The organism is Zobellia sp. 1_MG-2023, from assembly GCF_030549125.1.
Taxonomy (GTDB): domain Bacteria; phylum Bacteroidota; class Bacteroidia; order Flavobacteriales; family Flavobacteriaceae; genus Zobellia; species Zobellia russellii.
In genome coordinates this window covers 75,377-97,400 of the sequence record NZ_JAUOSY010000005.1, presented here as the reverse complement: position 1 = coordinate 97,400, position 22,024 = coordinate 75,377, and the positions used below count along the sequence as shown (strand labels likewise).

The following is a 22,024-nucleotide window of genomic DNA, read 5'->3' as shown; positions in this document are numbered from 1 at the left end:
TTTAGGCTTCTGCCAATTCTTGTTGTCTAAATTTCTCAACTGCTTTTAAAAATGCCTTAGCATCTTCCAAATAGCTTTTTGCGAAAGCTTCAGTTGGTTCATTTTTATTCAATTGCAAAGCAAGTTCTTCAAAACCTTGTCCTAAATCTATTCTACCAGAGGCCACAAATTTGGTATCAAAATCCTTAATGATGCTTGCATGTGTATTTACTTTAGCCTTTTCTGAAGTTAACAGTGCTTTTGCAGAGTTAACCATTGAAGAATACGAGTGATAGATACTAGCCGCCCATTTCTTCTCATCAAAAGCTTCTTGAGCATTCTGAATTTTTTCTTCACTTTCAAAAAGTAAAGTCGCAATAAGATCGATTACCACACCGGCACATTCCCCGATACCAATCGCTTTTTCATAACGCTCCGTATTACCCCAATCAATAAAGTCTTCCGCAGTAAGATTTTCAACGTCCGATAATGGCGTTAGAAAATCATAGAAATACATCTGACCTTTTTCTTCATAGTAATCCGCATACGACTTTCCGTTTCCGTTTTGGTCGTAGTCATCCAAAATCAATCGTAAAGCTTCAGGACCTCTTTTAGAAGGAATTTTCACCACCTTATCAGCAAATCTTCCGTTACCGTTTCCATCGTTACCACCACCTAACAAGACTTGAAGTGCAGGTGCTACCAACTTATCCTTGGTTCTTACACTCATACCCTGAAAACCAATATTGGCCATGTTGTGCTGTCCACAGGCGTTCATACACCCACTGATTTTAATAACAACATCTGGGTTGCTTGTATACTGTGGATATTCCACTCTCATGATTCTTTCCAGTTCCTCTGCAATACCAGTACTACTGGCAATTCCCAAGTTACAAGTATCCGTTCCTGGACAGGCCGTAATATCTATTGCCTTATTATAACCCGCTTCTACGAAACCTAATTTCTTTAATTCATTGTAGAAAAACGGTACCAAATCATTGGCAACGTAAGGAATCAATATATTCTGACGCAAGCTTAATCTTAATTCACCGGCAGCATATTGTTCCACTAAATCTGCCAATAATCTTGCTTTATCTGTATAAAAATCACCTAAAAGTACTTTAATACCTATAGCCGAAAACCCTTCCTGTTTCTGAGGGATAAGGTTTGTAGATTTCCAGATTTCAAAAGCTTCCGTATCTTCAATTTCTACTTGTGGCGCATCAACTTTAGCAACCTCAACTTTTGGATAGGCTTCCGCATCAATAGGATAGCTTTGTACCGGAATTGCTTTTTGCTCTTCGGCCAATAGCTTCTTAAAACCATCAAGTCCTATGTCCTTCAACAAGAACTTCATTCTTGCCTTGGCCCTACTCTTTCTCTCACCGTAACGGTCAAAAACACGAACCACACCTTCCATTAAAGGAATGATCTGATCTGCCGCAAGGAATTCAAAAAGTAGCTCGGCATGACGTGGTTGTGACCCCAGACCACCGGCTAACATTACTTTAAAACCTCTTACCCCATCCTGAATTTTAGCAATAAAACCAAGATCGTGCATGTACGAAAGACCAGTATCCGCATCACTAGCAGAAAAGGAAACCTTAAACTTACGGCCCATTTCCTGACTAATCGGATTACGCAAGAAATACTCAAAAAGTGCATGAGCATATGGCGAAACATCAAACGGCTCATCTACATCTATACCGGCAGTTTCACTAGCCGTTACGTTACGGACCGTATTACCACAAGCTTCACGAATGGTAACATCATCCTTCTCCAACTCTGCCCAAAGTTCCGGCGTACGGTCCAGATCTACATAATGTATTTGAATATCCTGACGCGTAGTAATATGTAATCTACCTCTAGAATATTCATCAGAAACATCGCTTATACGCTTTAACTGCTTAGAAGTAACCTTACCGTATGGCAACTTGATACGAATCATCTGCACACCTGGTTGACGTTGACCGTAAACACCTCTGGCCAAACGCAAACTGCGGAACTTTTCCTCATCTAAATTACCTTCTTTGAACTGGCGTATTTTAGCCTCCAATGCCAAAATATCCTTCTCAACAACCGGGTTTTCTATCTCTGTTCTGAAACTTTGCATACTATATTTCTTCTAGCTTCTTACCGTTTATAGGTAGATTAATAATTGTATATTTTTCCTATAGGGTTTATAGGGATAATTAAACCAGTATCCTTGCCCTTTGGGTTAGAAACGGACTTCTTAGCTTATGAAGCCTGCCCCTACCGTACTATTGGTCTGCGTATCTATTAAGATAAACGAACCATTGGTACGGTGATCTTTAAATTTGTCGTAAAAAATTGGTTTATTTAACTTGAAAGTTACCTGAGCGATATCATTCATACCCAAACCATCTACATTGGTATCAATACCTGAATAATCAGGGTTGATTTTATGATGGATATTATCCACCTTGGCCAACACTTTATTTACACCGTGTTGTACCACATATTTCTTACCTGTAGTCAATTTATTGGAATCCATCCAAGAAATAGTAGCGGTAAACTGCTTATCTATTGTAGGTAGGTCTTCTGCCCGTACCAACATATCTCCTCTACTGATATTGATTTCATCTTCTAAAGTTATCGTTACCGATGACCTTCTTGAAGCCGTCTGGAATTTCTTATCGTAGAAGTAAATATCCTTAATCTTAGATCTGGTCTGTGATGGAAGTGCTACAACCTCATCACCCACACTTAATTCACCACCGTAAACTTTACCGGCAAAACCTCTAAAATCATGGTGCTCATCTGTCTTAGGACGAATTACATACTGAACCGGGAAACGAGGCGTACCCACGTTAAAAATATCCTTACGATCTAAAGCCTCAAAATGCTCCAATAAAGTAGGACCCGTATACCAAGGCGTCTTATCTGTTTTGTTCACGACGTTATCACCTTTAAGGGCACTAACGGGAATGAAAGTAATCTTTTGATCTTGGTAATCTCTCTTCGCCATCAATTCCTCAAAATCGGCTTTAATAGCATTATAAGTTTCCTCAGAATAATCTACCAAGTCCATTTTATTAATAGCTACCACCACATCTTTGATGCGCAATAGGTTATTGATAAAAAAGTGACGGTTGGTCTGCTCAATAACCCCTTTTCTAGCATCGATCAAAATAATCGCTGCTTGAGATGTAGAAGCTCCGGTAACCATGTTACGTGTATATTCTACGTGACCGGGAGTATCGGCAATAATGTAACTTTTCTTTGCAGTTGAAAAATAGATATGCGCCACATCTATAGTAATACCTTGCTCACGCTCGGCCACTAGACCATCCGTAGCCAATGAGAAATCTAGGTAATCGTACCCTTTGCTCTTACTGGTCTTTTCTATGGCTTCCAACTTATCGCTGGTCAATGATTTTGTATCGTACAGAATTCTACCGATCAAGGTACTTTTTCCGTCATCTACACTACCTGCTGTTGCTATCTTTAATACGTCCATCTTCTTTGGCTGTAATTTTTAATCAAATTTTTTAAACTAATTCCCTAAACGAGAATCCTAAAAGTATCCCTGTTGTTTTCTCTTCTCCATTGCCGCTTCAGACCTTTTATCATCTATACGGGCTCCTCTTTCAGAAATACTGGAATCGCGAATCTCTTCCACAACAGATTCAATATCGGTAGCATCGGAAAAAACGGCTGCGGTACAGCTCATATCCCCTACGGTACGGAAACGAACCATACGCTCTAAAACTTCTTCATCTTCTTCTTGGTACACATAATCCGAGTGTGACCAGATCAAACCGTCACGCAAGAACACCTTACGTTTGTGCGCGAAATAGATAGAAGGAATTTCAATTTCCTCATCTTTTATATACGACCAAACATCTAGCTCCGTCCAGTTTGAAATAGGGAACACACGTACGTTCTGTCCTAATTCTATCTGACCGTTCAACATATCAAAAAGCTCTGGGCGTTGGTTACGCTCATCCCACTGGCCAAAATCATCACGTACCGAAAAAATACGCTCCTTTGCCCTTGCCTTTTCCTCATCTCTACGAGCTCCACCTATACAGGCATCAAACTTGAATTCCTCAATGGCATCCAACAATGTAGTGGTCTGCAAAGAGTTTCTACTTGAGTATCTACCGGACTCTTCTTTAACCTTACCTTGATCAATAGAATCCTGAACATTACGTACTATAAGCTCCAAACCTAACTCCTCTACCAATCTATCTCTAAACTCAATAGTCTCAGGAAAGTTATGACCTGTATCAATATGCATTAAAGGGAAAGGAATTTTTGCCGGCCAAAATGCTTTTTGTGCCAAACGCACCAAAGTGATGGAATCTTTTCCACCGGAAAATAAAAGTACCGGTCTCTCAAATTGAGCAGCTACCTCTCTAAAGATGTAGATGGCCTCGTTTTCTAAGGCGTTGATGTGTGATGTATCTTGGCTCATAATTTTTGAATATATATTTTTCGCTACTGCTATGCTTCTATTATATTTTTTCCGCTAAATGCGGAATGTATTTTAAGTATGTAACCCACACTCACGGTTCTCAAGAACCTTTGTTGGATCAAAATATTTATGCTCGTTAGGCAATTCTCTTTTTTCCAAATAAGCATCCAACTGCGCGTCGCTCCAATGGTAAAACGGACTCACTTTAAGAACACCGTCTTTGCTTACACTTAGAATATCCAATGAATCTCTTAACGCAGTCTGTCCTTTTCTAAGGTTTGTAAACCAAACATCCGGCTTATGTGCCTCCATTGCCCTTTTGAAAGGCTCTAATTTAACCTGCTCCGTAAAAACAGCATGCTTTGGATCATCTATTTGAGGTATACCCATTACACTATCACGGTGCGCACTAGTTTGCTTGGGTACGTATAAATCTATCTGCAGCCCCAATCTTTCTATTAACTCCTCGGCATGTTTATAGGTATTTGGCGTGTTGTAACCTGTATCGCACCAAATAACAGGAATATCATTTTTCACATCGGTAACCGCATGCAAAATAGCAACCTCATAAGGTCTAAAATTGGTAGTCACCACGGCATTCTTTGCATTTTCTATAGCCCAATCAATAATAACTGATGGGTCTGCCTCTTTAAAACGCTCGTTAAGCTTTTGGATTTCTTTTTCTGAAAAACTCATATCCTATTTATTTACCCCAATTAATTTTATTCCATAAACGCTCGTGAAAGAAGTATAAGAACATCTTGGTCACAAAATCTATGGATGCTATAGAAGCAGCAATGGCCACTTCACTAGTTAACAAATAAGAAACCAGCAAGGTATCTAAAGTACCGATCACCCTCCAGCTTACCGCTTTTGCAATACTACGGATCGGCTTCTCGGATTTTTTATCTTCTGAATACTTCTTCTTGGAAGCTGCTTTATCTAAAATCAATTGATCTACAATCATTTTCGTGTTAATCTAATTACCCTATCAATCTAATAGAGTAAACAAATGTAGTATATTTTTATTGTGTTAGACGGCTAAAATCAGAAGAATTTACTTTTACCCTATAGATTTAGTAGATTTTTAATAAATCCCTGTAAATATTGAAGATTTTACACCGTATTTAGCTGAAGATCGGAAAATCAGGCTATTAAATCGGCTAAGGTATGGTTGCGGTACACCTCAAGATTGGCATCGCGTACCATAAGCATGAGTTTGTTTACCGAGCAAGTGTCCTCATCTGGGCAGTCCGCACATTTTTCATAAAAGTTAAGGCTTACACAGGGCACCATAGCTATTGGGCCTTCTAGAATGCGCATGACATCTGTCATTAAAACCTCTTTTGGGTCTTTAATTAAGTAATAGCCTCCACCCTTACCTTTCTTGGAACCTAAAAATCCGCTCTTGCGGAGAGACAACAGAATACTCTCCAAAAACTTTTGTGAGATATTTTCTGCCTTCGCAATTTCAGAAATCTGTACGGGCTGTTGGTCTTTCTGTGAAGCCAAGTAAGCTAAAGCCTTTAAACCGTATTTTGTCTTTTTTGAGAGCATGGGGTAAATATAGCAAAATTTGGAACGGGAATGTAGTCCCAAAAGGTGTAGTATTAATGCTTCCATACCCTTATATCCTATTGAACCAACCCCACTCCTTCCCGTTCCAAAAAAAGCTATGTACTCTTAGCCTCCTAAACCTAAAATTGTACTATCTAGTTCCAAAAGTCATTGTGCTGATGTATCTGGTAAAACAGGTTCAGAAATCAAATTCCTGCTTGCATTTTAAAATTGTAAGATTTCACCTAGCTTAGTTAATTATTAGCATCAATTATAACTAATGTTGAGTCAAGTAAAATTTACATAGAGCTTCTTATTAAAAATCACGATTTAATATTATTAACATATATCATTATTATAATTTAAAAGAAAGAAAACAAGACATTGAATTAAAAAAATCTATAACAAATGGGAAATCAACATTTTGACCGATCTAAAAAAAATCATTTTTCAGATTACAACCGTGAAGAAATACGAGGTAGCATTATTGACCACATGAACACTATTGAAACCAATTTAAATATTATTATTTGTGATTTTATAAAACCTGTTAACAAAGATGGTTTTAATAAGATCATACTTAATTCTTCAATCATAAGCCTCGGTGCGAAGTTGAAAATTTTAAGAAATATAGAAAGTTTTGACAATAAAATAATAACTCAAATCCAACAGTTATCATCCATAAGAAATGCATTTGCTCATGTCGAAATTCTGGAAAGACTAAAGCTAAAAAAGAATGGCACAAAATATGATTTTGAACGATTACCCGATGTGATGGACGTAATGAATTCTAGTGGAGAAATTAAGAGAAAAAAAACCCGAGAAGAGGCTAGTAAATTTTTTACCTTATCAGAAAGTACTAATACTTATTTAACTGAACATGTGAATGGATAAGACAAAATGAGCTTAACTATCAAGGCCTAATCATCCATTTTCAATTTAGCCAAAGAACCGAAAACATTCTGGGAAACAAATACCAAGCACTTTAAAACCCTTAAGGGTTTGCCAGACGAGACTATAGAGAAGTTTAACGCCCTACTGGAGCAATAAAAGTCAATAAATTATATTCCAAACATTTTTCAATTCATCCCTTAATTACTACAGTTCAGAAACATCCTCTTTTAAAAACCATGGTTTTGTCCGAGGTTTACTCTAGCAACCAACACAAACACCATGGAACAAACTATCGCTTTCTTTATTTACCTGCACGCTTTCTTAGGCGGAGTGGGATTGATTACCGGTATAGGCAGCATCATTGTTAAAAAAGGGAGCTCCTTACATAAAAAATTTGGTAAGTTGTTTTCTATAGGTATGATTGGTAGCTCAGTAATTTCCATGCCAATAGCCATGATGCCAAATCATGAAAATCTATTCTTACTGCTAATAGGTTTGTTCACCGTATATCTTGTTTTAATCGGTAATCGTGCGTTGGCTTTCAAAATAAAAACTGAAGCGGATGTAGTAGACAAAGTAATTTCAGGGAGTATGCTTTTCTTTTCGGCACTAATGCTGGGCATTGGTTTGTATACCCTTTTGAATACGAATACTATGGGTATATTATATGTATTCTTTGGAGGGTTTGGGCTTCTCCTAACTTTTAAAGATTTTCAGTTTTACAAAAACCCTCAGAAGACCAAAAATGGATGGTTAATCTCGCACATCGGTAAGATGATTGGTGCTTTGATCGCTTCCATTACCGCATTTATAATTGCTGGTCTCAGCATAGGAAATCTCATTGCATGGACACTTCCTACCGTTCTTGGAACTATCTACATTATTTATTGGAAGAGAAAGGTCAATCCCAAAACCGTGGCTACAAAAAGACTATAACCCCCAATATTAAGAAGACGCTACTCTCTCTTTGTAAGTTTCATTTCTAAAAATGCAGTTTTATCGTTATGTTTATCTTTGATAGGACTTTCCTCAAAAAGTATAGGAATCCACATTCAGTTAGCGCTAAAAATGTCTATAAAACTCCTAAAAGATAATATTCTAAAAAATGTCAAATTGGACAACGAAGAGCTTCGAACCTTTTGTGATGCTTTTCACCCTAAAATTATTGCCAAAAAACAATACCTATTAAACCAAGGTGACGTCTGCAAATTTGAAGGTTTTGTAACTAAAGGCTGTTTTAGGGTATTTACTTTAGATGAGGATGGTAAAGAACATGTGCTTTATTTTGCTACCAAGGACTGGTGGATAACTGATATAGATAGTTTTACAAACCAAAACCCTTCGTTCTTGACCATACAGGCTTTAGAAGATAGTGAGGTATTACTCATAAATCACGCTGATAAGGAACATCTATATGAACAAATACCACAGGTAGAGAAACTATTCCGGGTTATGACCCAGAAAACATTAGTATCGCTACAAAGAAGAATGATTGCCAATCTTAGCCAGACTGCGGACAACCGTTATCTAGGTTTTATTGAAAAATACCCGGAAATTGCCCAAAAGCTCACCAATCTGCAATTAGCTTCCTACTTAGGTATATCCCATGAATTTTTAAGCAAGATTAGAAGCAAGACCGCTTCAAAATAATCCTAGTGTTTCATTTATTGAACTAGTTCAATGTTTTGGATGGCATTGGCACGCACCTTTGTACCATCAAATTAAAACAAGTAAAAATGAAATCAATTTTTTCAACACTAGTATTAACAACTATAATCTTATTTAATATGGAAGTACAAGCCCAGAACACAAGAACAATTAAAACCAACGATTTTGACCTACAGGTTTATAATGCATCAGAAAATAGCTTTGGTGTAGCATCGGTTTTGGTGTCAGGAAAACAGGATGCCATTTTAATTGATGCCCAGTTTACTTTGGCAGATGCCGAAACTGTAGCGCAAGAGATAAAAGAATCAGGCAAAAACTTGAAAACTATTTATGTATCTCATGGTGATCCTGACTTCTATTTTGGATTACAAGTATTTAAAAAATATTTCCCAGAGGTTACCGTATTTGCAACTCCCGCAACCGTAGAGCACATTAAAGCTACCGCCCAAAAGAAACTAGATGTTTGGGGTGCTAAATTAGGAAACGCTATTACCACTAATGCTGTCCTTCCTCAGGTTCTTAAAGAAGATGCATTAGAACTAGAAGGTGAAAAATTAGAAATTATTGGTTTAGACGAATTCCCAAAACGAACTTTTGTTTACATCCCTTCTAGCGAAGCGGTTATTGGTGGCATCAATATTTTCTCCAATACTTTTCATGTATGGATGGCAGACGCCCAAACTGAAGAAGCGAGAAAAGATTGGATTTCCATACTAAACAAAATTGAAAGTCTAAACCCTAAAGTAGTTATACCTGCCCACGGAAATAAGGATACGCAACTTAACTTAACCTCTGTGGCTCACACTAAAAACTACATTACGTTCTATGAAGAAGCTTTAAAAACCAATACCACTTCAGAGGACTTAATCAGCACGATGAAAAAGGAATACCCAAATGCTACTTTTGAAACCGCACTTCAAATTGGAGCAAAAGTGAATACAGGCGAAATGAAATGGTAAAATCAATAGGAATAGGCTACTTGGCAATACTTATGGTATTGTCAAGTAGCTCTTTTAATAAAAATAAAATGACAAATTTAGAAATCATAAAAAGCACCTACGAAGGCAAATCTTCCGAAGAAAACGGAAAGAATTTAGCCAAGCATGTTGCGGAAGATATTCAATGGACAGAAGCCAAGGGCTTTCCATATGCAGGTACCTATACAGGACTAGAAGAGATTACTAAGAATGTATTTTCCAGATTAGGGTCTGAATGGATTCACTACCAGTTTACCCCAAAACAATATGTAGCTGATGGGGATACCGTCATTGCTATTGGTAATTACACCGGAGTTTATAAAAAAACAGGCAAAGGATTTGAAGCAAAAGTAGCACACTTATGGACTTTAAAGGATAGCAAAATAATCCGGTTTGAACAGATTGTGGACAGTAAAACGGTTACCGATGCCATGACTAAATAAAAATCGCGGTTGAGTTAAAGCAAAAAAGCCTCCCAATTGGGAGGCTTTTTTGCTTTAAATAATTAAGACTTAATCCAGACTTCAACGCCTCTATAAACAATGATTTTCAGATTTTTAGATAAAAGCACAAGTAACGGCAACTGATCAAAAACTTGACAAATAGTTTACAATCTCCAAAAAAACTCATTTGTTATACCCATTTAATCATTTGCTATTTGAAGCAGATCACTATTCTATTAGATTTGGTAAGACACCCATTGTTTAACCTGCTCAAATCCAAACAAATGTCAACTAAACAAAGTTCCCTTTTTTTAATTGTATTCCTTGTAAGTATAACCACTTTTTCAAGAGACATCTATGTTTCCAAAAATGGAGACGACTCAAATCCTGGCACTCAGGAAAACCCGTACTTGACCATTTCTAAAGCGGCAAGTGAGGCCATGGCGGGAGATATTGTATACATTAGGGAGGGCACCTACCAAGAGACCTTGACTCCGGCTAATTCCGGGAGTCCCGGCCAACCTATTGTTTTTCAATCCTTCCCCGGAGAAAAAGTAATCATTACGGCCATGGATGCATTATCTGGCTGGAGTCAAGATAGTGGCTCCATTTACAAGACTACCATCTCATTCACTTCTTTAGGACAAGAGAACTTTGTAATGAACGATGCCACCGCACTGGACTTGGCCCGATGGCCCAACAAAACAGACTCCGACCCTTTTGCCCTGGGGAGCATCCGGAATACGGGCGGAAGCAGCGGCGATGTAATTAACGGAGCTTATTTAGCGGAAGCTTCCATTCCGGGAATTGACTGGACCGGAGGTGCACTTTGGTTCTATGGCGATAAGCCCGGTAGCGGATGGTTGGCATGGAAAAGAATGATTACAGGTAGTTCTTCCGGCCGGGTAAATTTTGACCACACCACCACTACCAATGAAACTTGGGTCAGAACTTTTCATGCCCCAGCAGATTTAGGCGATTTTTATCTAGAGGGCGTAAAAGGTGCCTTAGACTATGAAAACGAGTGGTATTTTGATAAAAGCACAAGCACCCTGTACGTTCAGCTTCCCAAAGGTCAAGCTCCTATTGATGGCAAGGTAAAGATGAGACGCCGTTTAGAAACCATTAACCTTAAGGACAAAAAATACATAGAAATAAAGAACTTGGCCGTTTTTGGGGGGAGTATAAATATGGAAGACAGCTCTACTTGGTGGGCATCCAATGCCAATAGTAAAACTACCAATAACCTACTCTACGGGGTAACCTCTTTTTTTGGCAATCATACTCAAGGAATCACCAACAGCTCACGCACCAACAATGCCAATATTCATGTACAGGGCTCAAACAATAGGGTTGAAAAATGCGAGATTGCATTTAATGCCGGAGCCGGATTGGTCGTTAGGGGCAACAACCAACAAATTTTAGACAATTATATTCACGACTGCAATTTTCTTGGTTCGTACGATGGTCCTTTGGTCATTAGGGGCATCCAAAACAGTTTGGTAAAAAACAATACCGTTTTTAGAGGAGGAAGAGACGCGGTACAGTACAATGGTTCCAACAATGAATTTGCTTTTAACGATATTTCCCGTAGCAACCTAATCGCAGATGATTGTGCCCTTTTTTATACTGTTGGACCACAATACACCACAGAAATACACCACAACTGGTTTCACGACACAGCTTCCAGTAGAAAGAAATACAAAGCTGCCGGGATTTATTTGGATAATGATGCCGCAGGGTTTGTGGTGCATCACAATGTGGTCTGGAATACTGAATGGACCAACGTACAGATCAATTGGAATGGAACGGACATTGATATTTTCAACAATACGCTTTGGAACGGTTCAGAAGTAATGGGTGCTTGGCACAAAGATGGAACTGCCTTTTCTAACGTTCGGGTGTGGAACAACCTCGGAAGCGATTCTAATTGGGAGCCGCAATCGGACAAACAAAATAATCTGGTTGTTCCGGCCAGTACATTCATGAGCGTCGCCAATGGTAATTTCATTTTAAACGACGGTGCTTCTGCCATTGACCAAGGAAAGGATATCCCAGGAATAACCGATGGATTTTCGGGCGATCAGCCTGATGTTGGCGCGTATGAAAAAGGAGGTGAACAATGGGTAGCAGGCATTACTTGGCAACCTTTGTATGGAGCCGCAGGCTTAGGTTGTTACGGATTACCTGGTGAAGACTGCATTGCAGTTGACCCTAATGACAAAGACAATGACGGTGTAAACAATGCCGATGACGAATGCCCTGAAACTCTCTTGGGCACCACGGTAGATATCAAAGGATGCGCTATTTTTAGTTTAGCTGCCGATAATTTTAAGATAAAGGGAACTGGTGAATCGTGCAGCAATAGTGACGATGGAACTATTTCTATAAGTTCCACAGCTACCTCATATCAATTTAAAGGAAAAATAAAGGAGACCGGAACAGAAAAGAATTTTACTTCTGATGCCTTGTTCAACAACTTAAGCGCGGGAACTTACACGCTATGTATTACCACTACCGCCGATGCCAATTATGAACAATGTTTTGCTATAGCCATAGACGAACCGGAAGATTTGTCCGTATCCTCAAAGATAGACAACAGTACAAACCAGCTCACCCTAAGCTTGAAAGGCAGTGACAATTATAACATTGAACTAAACGGGGTCGTCACTCATACTACTCAAGATAAAATTACGCTAGACCTTTCCAAGGGTCAAAACAAACTTTCCGTTCAGGCGGATAAGTTTTGTCAAGGTGAATACACTGAGGTTATTAGTGTTTTTGATGGTGTCACCGTATTTCCCAATCAAGTAAAAGATGAGCTAACGGTTGCTTTTTCCCATGCGCTGGATTCTTTAGTTACCCTTGAATTGATTTCGGCTACAGGGAAGGTGGTACTGACCAAGACCGAATCTGCAGGTAACCAAACTACCACTGTGGATACGTCCAATCTAAGTTCGGGGATTTATTTCCTTAACATCACCGCAAAAAATATCAATTCCCAAGCTAAAATCGTTAAACAATGATATCCAATACACACCTCCGATTCACCCTTTTTCTTGTTCTTAGCGTCTTTTGTAGTTGTAGCAGTAGTGATGACGAGAACAAAAACAACATGACCCCCACAGAGAGCCTACCGCCCGAAGCCACAGTTCTGGTTTTTCCCGAGAAAGACGAAGAGTGCAACCAAGGTGATATCATCTCTACCGCCCAAAGCAAAGTAACCTTTAAATGGAACGCTTCCTCACATACGGACAGTTACACTTTGACATTAAAAAATCTGGAGACCAATGAAACGACCGAAAATGATGCAACCACCAATTCACTTGCATTGACTATTTCAAGAAACACCCCCTACTCTTGGAACATTATCTCAAAATCAAACGAAACAACTGATACGGCAACTAGCGAAACTTGGAAGTTTTACAATGCTGGAGAAGGTAATGAAAACTATGCCCCTTTTCCGGCTGAAGTTCTTACGCCTACCATGGGCGCCAATGTAGACCAACCTCTTACCCTAAGCTGGAAGGGAAGTGACGTTGACAATGATATTGCTTCTTATGATGTGTATCTAGACACTACCAATCCACCGGTTACCTTGCACGCCAATACAACAGATTCAAAAATAGACGATGTTGCTCTTAGCCCTGCTACTGCTTACTATTGGAGAGTGGTCACTACCGATGAAAATGGTTCCAGTTCACAATCGCCCGTCTTTAAGTTCAAGACCAAATAGAACTAATACTAATACACAAAAAAACCAAAGTGGAACACTTTGGTTTTTTTTGTAATCTCATTTTAGAATTGAACTTATTTTTTTATCAATTAAGATTATTATCCTACTTTTAATATGTAAGTTTTCTCTTAATAATTTTAGCTGCTTGACACAACAAAATATGCTGAACCATTTATTTTTAAGCTTTTATATTCTAGAAGCAAGACAAAAAAAAGACTATTTTGACCATAAAGAACTGGTTGATACTATAATTCCTAAAATAATTGGAGTACTGTTGATACTATTTTTTTATATTTTAAATGGATTCTTATTTCTTTTATCTAAAATAAACATACAAGTACCATTGCGCGAATATAAAGGGAGCTTAATCATCCTCTTTCTTGTAATTTCATTTTTGGGTATTTATTTTTTTAAAAAGAAAGTTCTTAAGAAGTACCCAAAATGTGTTAATCTGAAATCATTTGACCAAGAGCAAATTAAATTTTTTAAATGGACACTATACTGTGTCATTACTATAATATTTGTGCCAGTAATAATATTATCTTATTTCCTAATTAAAAGTATGAATTAAAAACAACCTCCTTTAAAACAAAAAAGCTCCCCAATCAGGAAGCTCTTTTTTGTTTAAGTAAAATATAAAATTAGGTTTTAAAATATTTCTTCTCTACCCTAACGCCTGAGAAATATCGGCAATAATATCATCTATGTGCTCCAGCCCTACGGAAACGCGCACCATACCGTCCGTAACGCCCGTTTCTGCACGCTCTTCTACCGATAGCTTACTATGAGTGGTTGACGCCGGATGTGTAACAATACTACGTGCATCACCCAAATTAGCGGAAAGGGATAACATCTGAATAGAATCGAAAAACTTCTGCCCAGCTTCTACGCCACCTTTTACCTCAAAGGCAACCACACAGCCACCGGCTTTCATTTGTTTTTTAGCAATTTCATGCTTCGGATGCGATTTTAAAAACGGATACCTTACCCAGTTCACTTTTTCATGTCCTTCTAAGAACTCCGCCAATTTTAACGCATTCTCGCAATGACGATCTACACGAACGGCCAAAGTTTCCAAACTTTTGGAAAGTACCCACGCATTAAAAGGTGATAATGCAGGACCGGTTATTCTAGAGAAACGATATACCTTATCTATCAATTCATTTGAACCTACCGTAATCCCGGCAAGGACACGCCCTTGCCCGTCCATTAATTTGGTTCCCGAGTGGATGACCAAATCGGCGCCAAACTTAATGGGTTGTTGCAGATAAGGCGATGCAAAGCAATTATCGATTACAAGAATCAAATTATGCTTTTTGGCAATCTTTCCCAATGCCTCCAAGTCCAAAACATCTACACCCGGATTCGTAGGTGTTTCCGCATAAATAATTTTAGTTTTTGGAGTGATTAAAGCCTCAACAGAATCTAAATCATCTATCTTAAAATACGTATGATCAATATTCCATTTTGGAAAGAAATTGGTAAACAGCGAATGAGTCGAACCAAAAATGCTACGAGCAGAAAGCACATGGTCTCCACTATCCAAAAGTGCGACCAAGGTAGAAAATACGGCGGCCATACCCGATGCAAAAGCAAAACCGTTTTCGGCACCTTCCATTTGGCACACCTTATCTATGAATTCAGATGAATTGGGATTGGAATAGCGCGAGTAAATGTTTCGCTCTTTCTCCTCCGCAAACGACGCACGCATATCTTCTGCATCTTCAAACACAAAACTAGAGGTCATGTACATAGGTACGGAGTGCTCTAAGTTTTTAGTACGTTCCAACTGCGTTCGGATGGCGTTTGTCTCAAATTTCTTTTCCATGTTCATATAAATTGATGAAAGCTAACTTTCCCTTTTTACTTTATTTATCCTTTTTCGGCTATACGGAGAATATCCCCAAAAACCCCTCTTGCCGTAACCGCTGCTCCGGCACCGGCTCCTTGAATCACCAATGGGTTCTCCCCATAGGATTCCGTATATATTTCTATTATTGAATCAGAACCTTTAACCTGCCCCAAGGCACTTTCCTTAGGTACGGATACTAGTTTTACATCTAGAATTCCCTTTTCTTCCTGAAGGTTTCCATGTAAATCGCCCACATACCGTAAAACATGACCCGGCTTTTGGTTCTTTTTGATTTCGTTGAATTTGGCATCTACCACATCTAGGTTATCCAGAAAATGGTTTACGTCTCCGTCCCTTAATTCTTCCGGAATTAAATTTTCAATATTGACATCCGAAAACTCATTGCTCAGATCCAATTCCCTGGCTAGAATCAATAATTTTCTACCAACGTCATTCCCTGAAAGGTCTTCACGCGGGTCCGGCTCCGTAAAACCACTTTTCATTGCCGCCTTTAATATGTTAGAAAACGGCTCTTCGCTCTCAGAAAAAGTATTGAAAATATAGCTTAACGAACCTGAGAACACCCCTTTTATACCCGTAATGTTTTCACCGGACAAGTGCAACAAACGAATGGTATCTATTAGAGGAAGACCAGCGCCCACATTGGTTTCATACAAATATTGCTTCTGATGTTTATCCAATTCTTCACGCAGCAACTGGTAATAATCAAAACCAAGTGTATTCGCTATTTTATTGGAGGAAACAATATCAAATCCGTTTTCTACAAACTCAAAGTAATGGGCCACAAACTCACTATTTGCCGTGTTATCCACCACAATGAGGTTTTCCAAATGATTTTCCTTGGCGTAGGTGATAACATCCTCCACCTTGTAGGCAACACCCTTGTCTTCTATGGCAGCCTTCCAATTTTTTGGAATTCCTTTTTTATTTAAAAGTATCTTTCTTGAGTTGGCTACGGCAAAAACCTTTAGATCAATTCCTTTTCGTTTTTGAATGGTCTTTGTAGATTTTAGAATCTGGTCAATTAGCGTTCCACCAACATTTCCATGGCCGAAAACTGCAAGATTTACTTTTCTGCTAATGCCAAAAATCTGTCCGTGCATTACGTTCAATGCCTTGTTCAAATCAGATTTTCTGAGTACCAGACTCACATTCTTACCAGATACGGTATTATTGAATAGCAAAGGCGCAATCTGATTTTTTATCAAAGCATTATAAGGTCTATGAAAGGTACTTAAATCCTGACCCACGATAGAGATCACGGAAACCTCGTCCAAGACCGTAATCATATTAATATCCTTGGACTCATAATCACTCTCAAACTCTCTGTCCAGCGCTCTTTTAGCATCTAAAGCACGGTCAGCATTTACTACCAAGCCAATACCCCGTTCAGATGACCCTTGAGAAATGATACTTACACTAATATTGCTTTTCTGAAGTGCACTAAAAATACGGGCATCTACCCCTACCTTTCCTAAAAGTCCTCTTCCCTCCACATTGATCATGGATACATTTTCAATAACGGACAGCGACTTTATACCTCCCTCTTTAGTTTTGGCACTGATCAGCGTACCTTCATTATCATTATTGAACGTATTTAAAATACGAAGCGGAATGTTCTTTTCTATTAAAGGAATGATGGTCTTAGCATGTAAAATAGTAGCCCCAAAGTTGGCCAATTCGTTTGCCTCACCATAAGAAAGATGGGAAATACGCTTAGCATCCGAAACCAAATCAGGATTTGCGGTATAAATACCATCTACGTGCGTAAAATTCTGAAGCTCCTCCGCATTCAAGAAATTGGCAAACAAGGCCGCGGAATAGTTACTACCGTTCCTTCCCAAAGTAGTGGTTTCCCCATTTTCATTGGACGCGATAAAACCTGTAATAATGGGCACGGCATCTGCATCTAGTTTTGCAAAACTGCGAATAACATTTTCCTTAGACAACGCCTCGTTTACTGAAGCATCACCAAAATTAGAATCGGTTTTAATCAATTCCCTAGAGTCCAACATTACAGCATTCAACCCTTTTCCTATGAGCAATTTAGTTACCAATTTGGCAGAGATCAATTCTCCAAAAGCAAGTAATTGGTCTTTAATTTTCAAGCTATAATCACCCAAAAGTGAAACGCCCTCCAGCAATTTTGCCAAATCCTTGAACTCCGCCGAAAGGTTCACATTCTTGAAGGTATGCTTTTGATATTTTTCAAAAGCCTCAAAATCTTTATAGTAATTTTCTCCCTTTGCCGCCTTTTCTAAAATGGCTTCCAATTGATCGGTTGCCTTTGCACGGGCAGAAAGAACTATGGCAATATTTTCGCCTTCATTTACTTTGTTGCAAACAATATCCAAAACACGCTCCAACCCTTCTCCGTTGGAAAGAGATTTTCCTCCAAACTTTAAAACCTTTGCGTTCTTGGACTTTCCGTTTCTACTGAAAACGGGTTCCAATAACCGCTCCATCTGATCAAACTCTATTAAAAAGGCATCGTGCCCGTGAAGCGAATGCACTTCGCCATAGGTTACATTTCCATTGGCCTGTGCCAAACGTTTAAAAGTTTCCTTGTTCTCTTTTGCGGTAAAGAACAGATCAGAATCTACCCCAATAATATGAATATTGGCATCACTATTTTGCAGGTCTATAAAATTCTGTTCGCCATTTCTCATGACGTCAATTGTCTTGAGTAATTGGTTCATTAATTTATAGGCCGAAAGCTGAAAACGTTCCTGTAATTTTTCACCATGGTGCATTAACCAACTCTCTACGTTAAAAACCTGAAGTTCCTCATTGGTACTTCTTTTAAAACGGTCCTTGAAAGATTCCGGCGTACGGTAACACAACATGGCATGCATGCGTGCATCGTGAACCGGTTGCTTACTATTCACCAAAAATTGCTCCTGAATCTGGCAATTACCTATCAACCAATCGGTAGACTTCCAGTCTGATGCCACAGGAATAAGATGATCCATAATCTTTGGGTTTATGGCTGCCATTTCCCAAGCAATACCACCTCCTAAAGACCCGCCCAAAAGAGCGAACAATTTCTTGATTTCAAGCTTTTGAAGGCCTAACAGGAAAATCCTTGCGATGTCTCCTGCCACGAAATCCTTATAATTATCAATCACAAATTTATCATATCCGTTACCGGGAATATTGAACGATAGGATTGTATATTTTTTGGTATCGATACACTTGCCCTCTCCAATAAGTGCGGACCACCAGCCCTCATCTCCCGTAACATTACTGTTACCGGTTAAGGCATGGTTTACCTGAACTATGGGTGCCGTGTGCAATTCTTGACCGAACAATTGATAAGACAGCTCAATATCTTGAGTTACCCCACTGATCGTGGTATAGTTTGCTAATTTCAAATGATGAAGCATACGATATATGTTAGACCTGACCTCTAATTAAACAGGTCAGGCCTTATTAATTTCTAACAGAAAATTTATATTGATTAAAGTGCTGCGAATGCGTTTTCCAAATCGGCCTTTAAGTCTTCAATATCTTCCAAACCAACGGACAAACGAATTAAATCCTGACCTACACCTGCGCCTGCCAATTGCTCCTCATTTAACTGTTGGTGCGTGGTACTGGCCGGGTGAATGATCAATGATTTAGTATCGCCAATATTGGCCAACAAAGAGAAAACTTTTGTAGCATCCGTAACTTTTTTAGCAGCCTCAAAACCACCTTTAATTCCAAATGTTACCAATCCGCTTTGACCTTTTGGCAAATATTCTTGAGCAAGATCGTAGTATTTACTACTCTTAAGACCTGGATAGTTTACCCATGCCACTTCTTCTCTTCCTTCTAACCAAGTAGCCAATTCAAGTGCATTTACACTGTGTTGTTTTATACGTACATTCAAAGTTTCCAAACCTTGTATAATCTGGAAAGCATTAAACGGACTCAAAGCTCCACCAAAATCACGCAATCCTTCTAAAATCAATTTAAAAGTAAAGGCCGCGGCACCTAAAGCTTCGCTATACACTAAACCGTGGTATCCAGCAGAAGGTTCTGTAAATTCCGGGAATTTCCCGTTGGTCCAATCAAAAGTTCCTGCATCAATAATAGCACCTCCCAAAGAAGTACCCTGACCGCCAATATATTTAGTAAGTGAGTGAATTACCAAGTTAGCACCGTGCTCAATAGGATTTAAAAGTGCAGGTGAAGCCACCGTATTATCAACAATAAAAGGAACCTGAGCAGCTTTGGCCTGTTTTGAAATAGCTTTCAAATCAAGCACATCTAATTTAGGGTTACCCAAAGATTCTACAAAAATAGCCCTGGTGTTATCCTGAACCGCTTTACCAAAATTTTCCGGATCGGAAGCATCAACAAAAGTAGTGGTGATTCCCAACCTTGGCAAGGTAACATTTAACAAGTTAAAGGTACCGCCATACAAACTACTGGAAGCTACAATATGGTCTCCCGCTTTCAATAGCGTTAATAAACCCGTTGAAATAGCTGAAGTTCCCGAAGCGAAAACTACCGCTCCTACTCCGCCTTCAACAGCTGCTAAACGCTCTTGAAGAATTTGATTGGTAGGGTTGTTCAATCGTGTATAGATAAAACCAAGTTCTGCCAATGAAAATAAATTGGCGGCATGGTCCGTATCATTAAAAACATACGAGGATGTTTGATAAATAGGCACGGCACGTGTACCACCTGTTTGTGCGGGGTCGTGTCCGGCATGTAATGCGTTGGTTGAGAATTTTTGATCACTCATAATCTTTGATTTTTAATTGTTATTTAAAATAATTAAAAGCCCGATACCTTGAACCGAAAATCCGATGCTAGGTAGAATATCAAAAAAGTTATAAGAAAGTAAAAGATTAGTATGAGTAATCTGATTTGTTATCTGTCTCATTTTTATAGAGATAGAATGTAGCACCTTCTCTGCACAGGTGGCAAAGGGTTGCTAAGGTTTCAAAGGGTCTATTCCCTCCACCTTTCTTGATAACTATTCAATACGTGTTTGAACTTTTGGAACTACAAATATATAGTTGGTGAATTTAAATTCACCAACATTTTTGAAAAATTTACAAATTAAACGCTTTTTTCACCTCACCTACCATATCCAACTTCTCCCAAGTGAACAATTCCACTTCTTTTTCGATACGACCGTTATATGGCGATTCAAAAACTTTCTTGATCATTCTTGGTTCTTTACCCATATGGCCATATGCCGCAGATTCCAAATAAATAGGATTTCGCAACTTTAGTCGCTCTTCAATAGCAAACGGACGCATGTCAAAAAGGGCTTTGGTCTTTTGGGCAATTTCCCCATCCGTAAGGTCTACATTAGACGTTCCGTAGGTATCTACATATATAGAGGTAGGCTCAACCACACCAATGGCGTAACTTACCTGTACCAACATCTCATCCGCAACACCGGCCGCTACTAAATTCTTGGCAATGTGGCGCGCTGCATAGGCCGCACTTCTATCTACTTTACTTGGGTCTTTTCCACTAAAAGCCCCACCACCGTGAGCTCCTTTACCTCCGTAAGTATCTACTATAATTTTTCTCCCGGTAAGTCCGGTATCCCCATGAGGACCACCGATTACAAATTTCCCAGTTGGATTGATGTGGTATTTTATTTTATCATCAAATAAATCCTGAATAGCTTTTGGCAATTGCTCTACCACTCTTGGGATTAAAATCTCTACAAGGTCTTCTTTGATTTTTGCCAACATTACCTCATCATCATTATGAAAAGCATCGTGTTGTGTAGATATAACAATAGTATCTATACGTTGCGGCACATTATCATCTGAATACTCAATAGTAACTTGCGATTTGGCATCGGGACGTAAATAATCTATGATTCTACCTTCCCTACGCAACTCCGCCAAATTCTGAAGAATTTTATGCGAAATATCCAAAGCCAACGGCATGTAGTTTTCCGTTTCCTTGGTAGCATAACCGAACATCATACCTTGATCACCAGCTCCTTGTTGCTCTTTCTCGCCACGATCTACACCTTGACTAATATCTTGCGATTGCTCATGAATTAACGAAATAACTCCACAAGAATCTCCACTAAACTGATATTCGCCCTTAGTATAACCAATAGCATTAATTACATCTCTAGCAATGGTCTGAACATCTAGATAAGTATCACTCTTAACCTCACCGGCCAAAACAACCTGGCCCGTAGTTACCAAGGTTTCACAAGCAACTTTACTTTCTGGATCAAAAGCCAAAAAGTGGTCCAATAAGGCATCGCTTATTTGATCGGCAACTTTATCAGGGTGTCCTTCACTAACAGATTCGGAGGTAAACAAATATGGCATAACAAACTTTTATTTTTTCTGAAAAGGATTTGAAAGAATGCCGGAAGAAGTATGATGTGAAAATTTTCAACATCAACTGCTTTAGCATTTTTTTGTTCTACAATCCCGCTTGGCAAAAACCAATCTTACATTGGCAATTCAAACAGGTTTA

General features: G+C 38.8%; 17 protein-coding genes and 1 riboswitch. Of the genes, 7 read left to right on the top strand and 10 right to left on the bottom strand.

All coding sequences use genetic code 11. From position 1 onward, the window contains the following. Window position 1: 1 nt before the first annotated feature. The 6 genes from Q4597_RS12100 to Q4597_RS12075 all read right to left on the bottom strand — a co-directional run bounded on the left by Q4597_RS12100 (window position 2) and on the right by Q4597_RS12075 (window position 5,977). On the bottom strand, window positions 2-2,092 hold the full coding sequence (locus tag Q4597_RS12100) for a HEPN domain-containing protein (RefSeq protein WP_303406408.1): 2,091 nt from the start codon (window positions 2,090-2,092) through the stop codon (window positions 2-4). Window positions 2,093-2,212: 120 nt separating this feature from the next. Further along, the gene (locus tag Q4597_RS12095; protein WP_155597687.1) at window positions 2,213-3,460 is read right to left on the bottom strand and encodes a sulfate adenylyltransferase subunit 1; all 1,248 of its coding nucleotides are present in this window, start codon (window positions 3,458-3,460) and stop codon (window positions 2,213-2,215) included. A gap of 57 nt (window positions 3,461-3,517) precedes the next feature. Then, window positions 3,518-4,420 carry a sulfate adenylyltransferase subunit CysD gene (cysD, locus tag Q4597_RS12090; protein WP_155597688.1) on the bottom strand — a complete coding sequence of 301 codons (903 nt, stop codon included), beginning with the start codon at window positions 4,418-4,420 and terminating at the stop codon, window positions 3,518-3,520. Between the two features lie 72 nt (window positions 4,421-4,492). Then, the gene (locus tag Q4597_RS12085; RefSeq protein ID WP_215441175.1) at window positions 4,493-5,116 is read right to left on the bottom strand and encodes a phosphoadenosine phosphosulfate reductase family protein; all 624 of its coding nucleotides are present in this window, start codon (window positions 5,114-5,116) and stop codon (window positions 4,493-4,495) included. Window positions 5,117-5,123: 7 nt separating this feature from the next. Further along, a complete protein-coding gene (locus tag Q4597_RS12080; protein ID WP_215441174.1) occupies window positions 5,124-5,387 on the bottom strand; it encodes a DUF2061 domain-containing protein in 264 nt (87 codons plus the stop codon). A gap of 179 nt (window positions 5,388-5,566) precedes the next feature. Continuing rightward, window positions 5,567-5,977: an Rrf2 family transcriptional regulator gene (locus Q4597_RS12075; RefSeq protein ID WP_303406532.1), complete on the bottom strand. Its 411-nt coding sequence runs from the start codon at window positions 5,975-5,977 to the stop codon at window positions 5,567-5,569. Between the two features lie 408 nt (window positions 5,978-6,385). On the opposite strand from Q4597_RS12075, the gene Q4597_RS12070 reads away from it, so the two are divergent. From Q4597_RS12070 to Q4597_RS12040, 7 genes are all read left to right on the top strand, one after another. Next, a complete protein-coding gene (locus tag Q4597_RS12070; RefSeq protein ID WP_303406407.1) occupies window positions 6,386-6,871 on the top strand; it encodes a hypothetical protein in 486 nt (161 codons plus the stop codon). A 279-nt stretch (window positions 6,872-7,150) separates the two neighbouring features. After that, on the top strand, window positions 7,151-7,807 hold the full coding sequence (locus Q4597_RS12065; RefSeq protein WP_303406406.1) for a hypothetical protein: 657 nt from the start codon (window positions 7,151-7,153) through the stop codon (window positions 7,805-7,807). A gap of 132 nt (window positions 7,808-7,939) precedes the next feature. Continuing rightward, entirely contained in the window at window positions 7,940-8,521 is a 582-nt protein-coding gene (locus Q4597_RS12060) for a Crp/Fnr family transcriptional regulator (RefSeq protein WP_215441170.1), read from the top strand. Window positions 8,522-8,607: 86 nt separating this feature from the next. Continuing rightward, window positions 8,608-9,498 (top strand): MBL fold metallo-hydrolase, encoded by an 891-nt coding sequence (locus Q4597_RS12055; RefSeq protein ID WP_215911838.1) that lies wholly within the window; start codon window positions 8,608-8,610, stop codon window positions 9,496-9,498. A 68-nt stretch (window positions 9,499-9,566) separates the two neighbouring features. Beyond that, on the top strand, window positions 9,567-9,959 hold the full coding sequence (locus Q4597_RS12050; protein WP_303406405.1) for a nuclear transport factor 2 family protein: 393 nt from the start codon (window positions 9,567-9,569) through the stop codon (window positions 9,957-9,959). Window positions 9,960-10,243: 284 nt separating this feature from the next. Next, window positions 10,244-12,985 (top strand): T9SS type A sorting domain-containing protein, encoded by a 2,742-nt coding sequence (locus Q4597_RS12045; protein ID WP_303406404.1) that lies wholly within the window; start codon window positions 10,244-10,246, stop codon window positions 12,983-12,985. Further along, on the top strand, window positions 12,982-13,695 hold the full coding sequence (locus Q4597_RS12040; protein ID WP_303406403.1) for a hypothetical protein: 714 nt from the start codon (window positions 12,982-12,984) through the stop codon (window positions 13,693-13,695). The genes Q4597_RS12045 and Q4597_RS12040 overlap by 4 nt, the downstream gene beginning before the upstream one ends. A 664-nt stretch (window positions 13,696-14,359) precedes the next feature. Here the strand turns inward: Q4597_RS12040 and Q4597_RS12035 are convergent. The 4 genes from Q4597_RS12035 to metK all read right to left on the bottom strand — a co-directional run bounded on the left by Q4597_RS12035 (window position 14,360) and on the right by metK (window position 21,873). Then, window positions 14,360-15,529, bottom strand: a complete 1,170-nt coding sequence (locus tag Q4597_RS12035; RefSeq protein WP_408065837.1) for a trans-sulfuration enzyme family protein — start codon at window positions 15,527-15,529, stop codon at window positions 14,360-14,362. Between the two features lie 38 nt (window positions 15,530-15,567). Beyond that, the gene (gene thrA, locus Q4597_RS12030; protein WP_303406401.1) at window positions 15,568-18,954 is read right to left on the bottom strand and encodes a bifunctional aspartate kinase/homoserine dehydrogenase I; all 3,387 of its coding nucleotides are present in this window, start codon (window positions 18,952-18,954) and stop codon (window positions 15,568-15,570) included. Window positions 18,955-19,028: 74 nt separating this feature from the next. Further along, window positions 19,029-20,303, bottom strand: coding sequence for an O-acetylhomoserine aminocarboxypropyltransferase/cysteine synthase family protein (locus tag Q4597_RS12025; protein WP_303406400.1), 1,275 nt, complete (start codon window positions 20,301-20,303; stop codon window positions 19,029-19,031). A 125-nt stretch (window positions 20,304-20,428) separates the two neighbouring features. Then, window positions 20,429-20,540, bottom strand: a riboswitch (SAM riboswitch). Window positions 20,541-20,616: 76 nt separating this feature from the next. Continuing rightward, complete coding sequence (gene metK, locus Q4597_RS12020; RefSeq protein ID WP_215911844.1) at window positions 20,617-21,873, bottom strand: methionine adenosyltransferase; 1,257 nt, start codon at window positions 21,871-21,873, stop codon at window positions 20,617-20,619. Window positions 21,874-22,024: the final 151 nt, after the last annotated feature.

What these genes read in the sequence shown, in the direction of transcription:
- Q4597_RS12100 (WP_303406408.1), bottom strand. Translation starts at nt 2,092, where the DNA reads ATGCAAAGTTTCAGAACAGAGATAGAAAACCCGGTTGTTGAGAAGGAT.
- Q4597_RS12095 (WP_155597687.1), bottom strand. Translation starts at nt 3,460, where the DNA reads ATGGACGTATTAAAGATAGCAACAGCAGGTAGTGTAGATGACGGAAAA.
- cysD (WP_155597688.1), bottom strand. Translation starts at nt 4,420, where the DNA reads ATGAGCCAAGATACATCACACATCAACGCCTTAGAAAACGAGGCCATC.
- Q4597_RS12085 (WP_215441175.1), bottom strand. Translation starts at nt 5,116, where the DNA reads ATGAGTTTTTCAGAAAAAGAAATCCAAAAGCTTAACGAGCGTTTTAAA.
- Q4597_RS12080 (WP_215441174.1), bottom strand. Translation starts at nt 5,387, where the DNA reads ATGATTGTAGATCAATTGATTTTAGATAAAGCAGCTTCCAAGAAGAAG.
- Q4597_RS12075 (WP_303406532.1), bottom strand. Translation starts at nt 5,977, where the DNA reads ATGCTCTCAAAAAAGACAAAATACGGTTTAAAGGCTTTAGCTTACTTG.
- Q4597_RS12070 (WP_303406407.1), top strand. Translation starts at nt 6,386, where the DNA reads ATGGGAAATCAACATTTTGACCGATCTAAAAAAAATCATTTTTCAGAT.
- Q4597_RS12065 (WP_303406406.1), top strand. Translation starts at nt 7,151, where the DNA reads ATGGAACAAACTATCGCTTTCTTTATTTACCTGCACGCTTTCTTAGGC.
- Q4597_RS12060 (WP_215441170.1), top strand. Translation starts at nt 7,940, where the DNA reads ATGTCTATAAAACTCCTAAAAGATAATATTCTAAAAAATGTCAAATTG.
- Q4597_RS12055 (WP_215911838.1), top strand. Translation starts at nt 8,608, where the DNA reads ATGAAATCAATTTTTTCAACACTAGTATTAACAACTATAATCTTATTT.
- Q4597_RS12050 (WP_303406405.1), top strand. Translation starts at nt 9,567, where the DNA reads ATGACAAATTTAGAAATCATAAAAAGCACCTACGAAGGCAAATCTTCC.
- Q4597_RS12045 (WP_303406404.1), top strand. Translation starts at nt 10,244, where the DNA reads ATGTCAACTAAACAAAGTTCCCTTTTTTTAATTGTATTCCTTGTAAGT.
- Q4597_RS12040 (WP_303406403.1), top strand. Translation starts at nt 12,982, where the DNA reads ATGATATCCAATACACACCTCCGATTCACCCTTTTTCTTGTTCTTAGC.
- Q4597_RS12035 (WP_408065837.1), bottom strand. Translation starts at nt 15,529, where the DNA reads ATGAACATGGAAAAGAAATTTGAGACAAACGCCATCCGAACGCAGTTG.
- thrA (WP_303406401.1), bottom strand. Translation starts at nt 18,954, where the DNA reads ATGCTTCATCATTTGAAATTAGCAAACTATACCACGATCAGTGGGGTA.
- Q4597_RS12025 (WP_303406400.1), bottom strand. Translation starts at nt 20,303, where the DNA reads ATGAGTGATCAAAAATTCTCAACCAACGCATTACATGCCGGACACGAC.
- metK (WP_215911844.1), bottom strand. Translation starts at nt 21,873, where the DNA reads ATGCCATATTTGTTTACCTCCGAATCTGTTAGTGAAGGACACCCTGAT.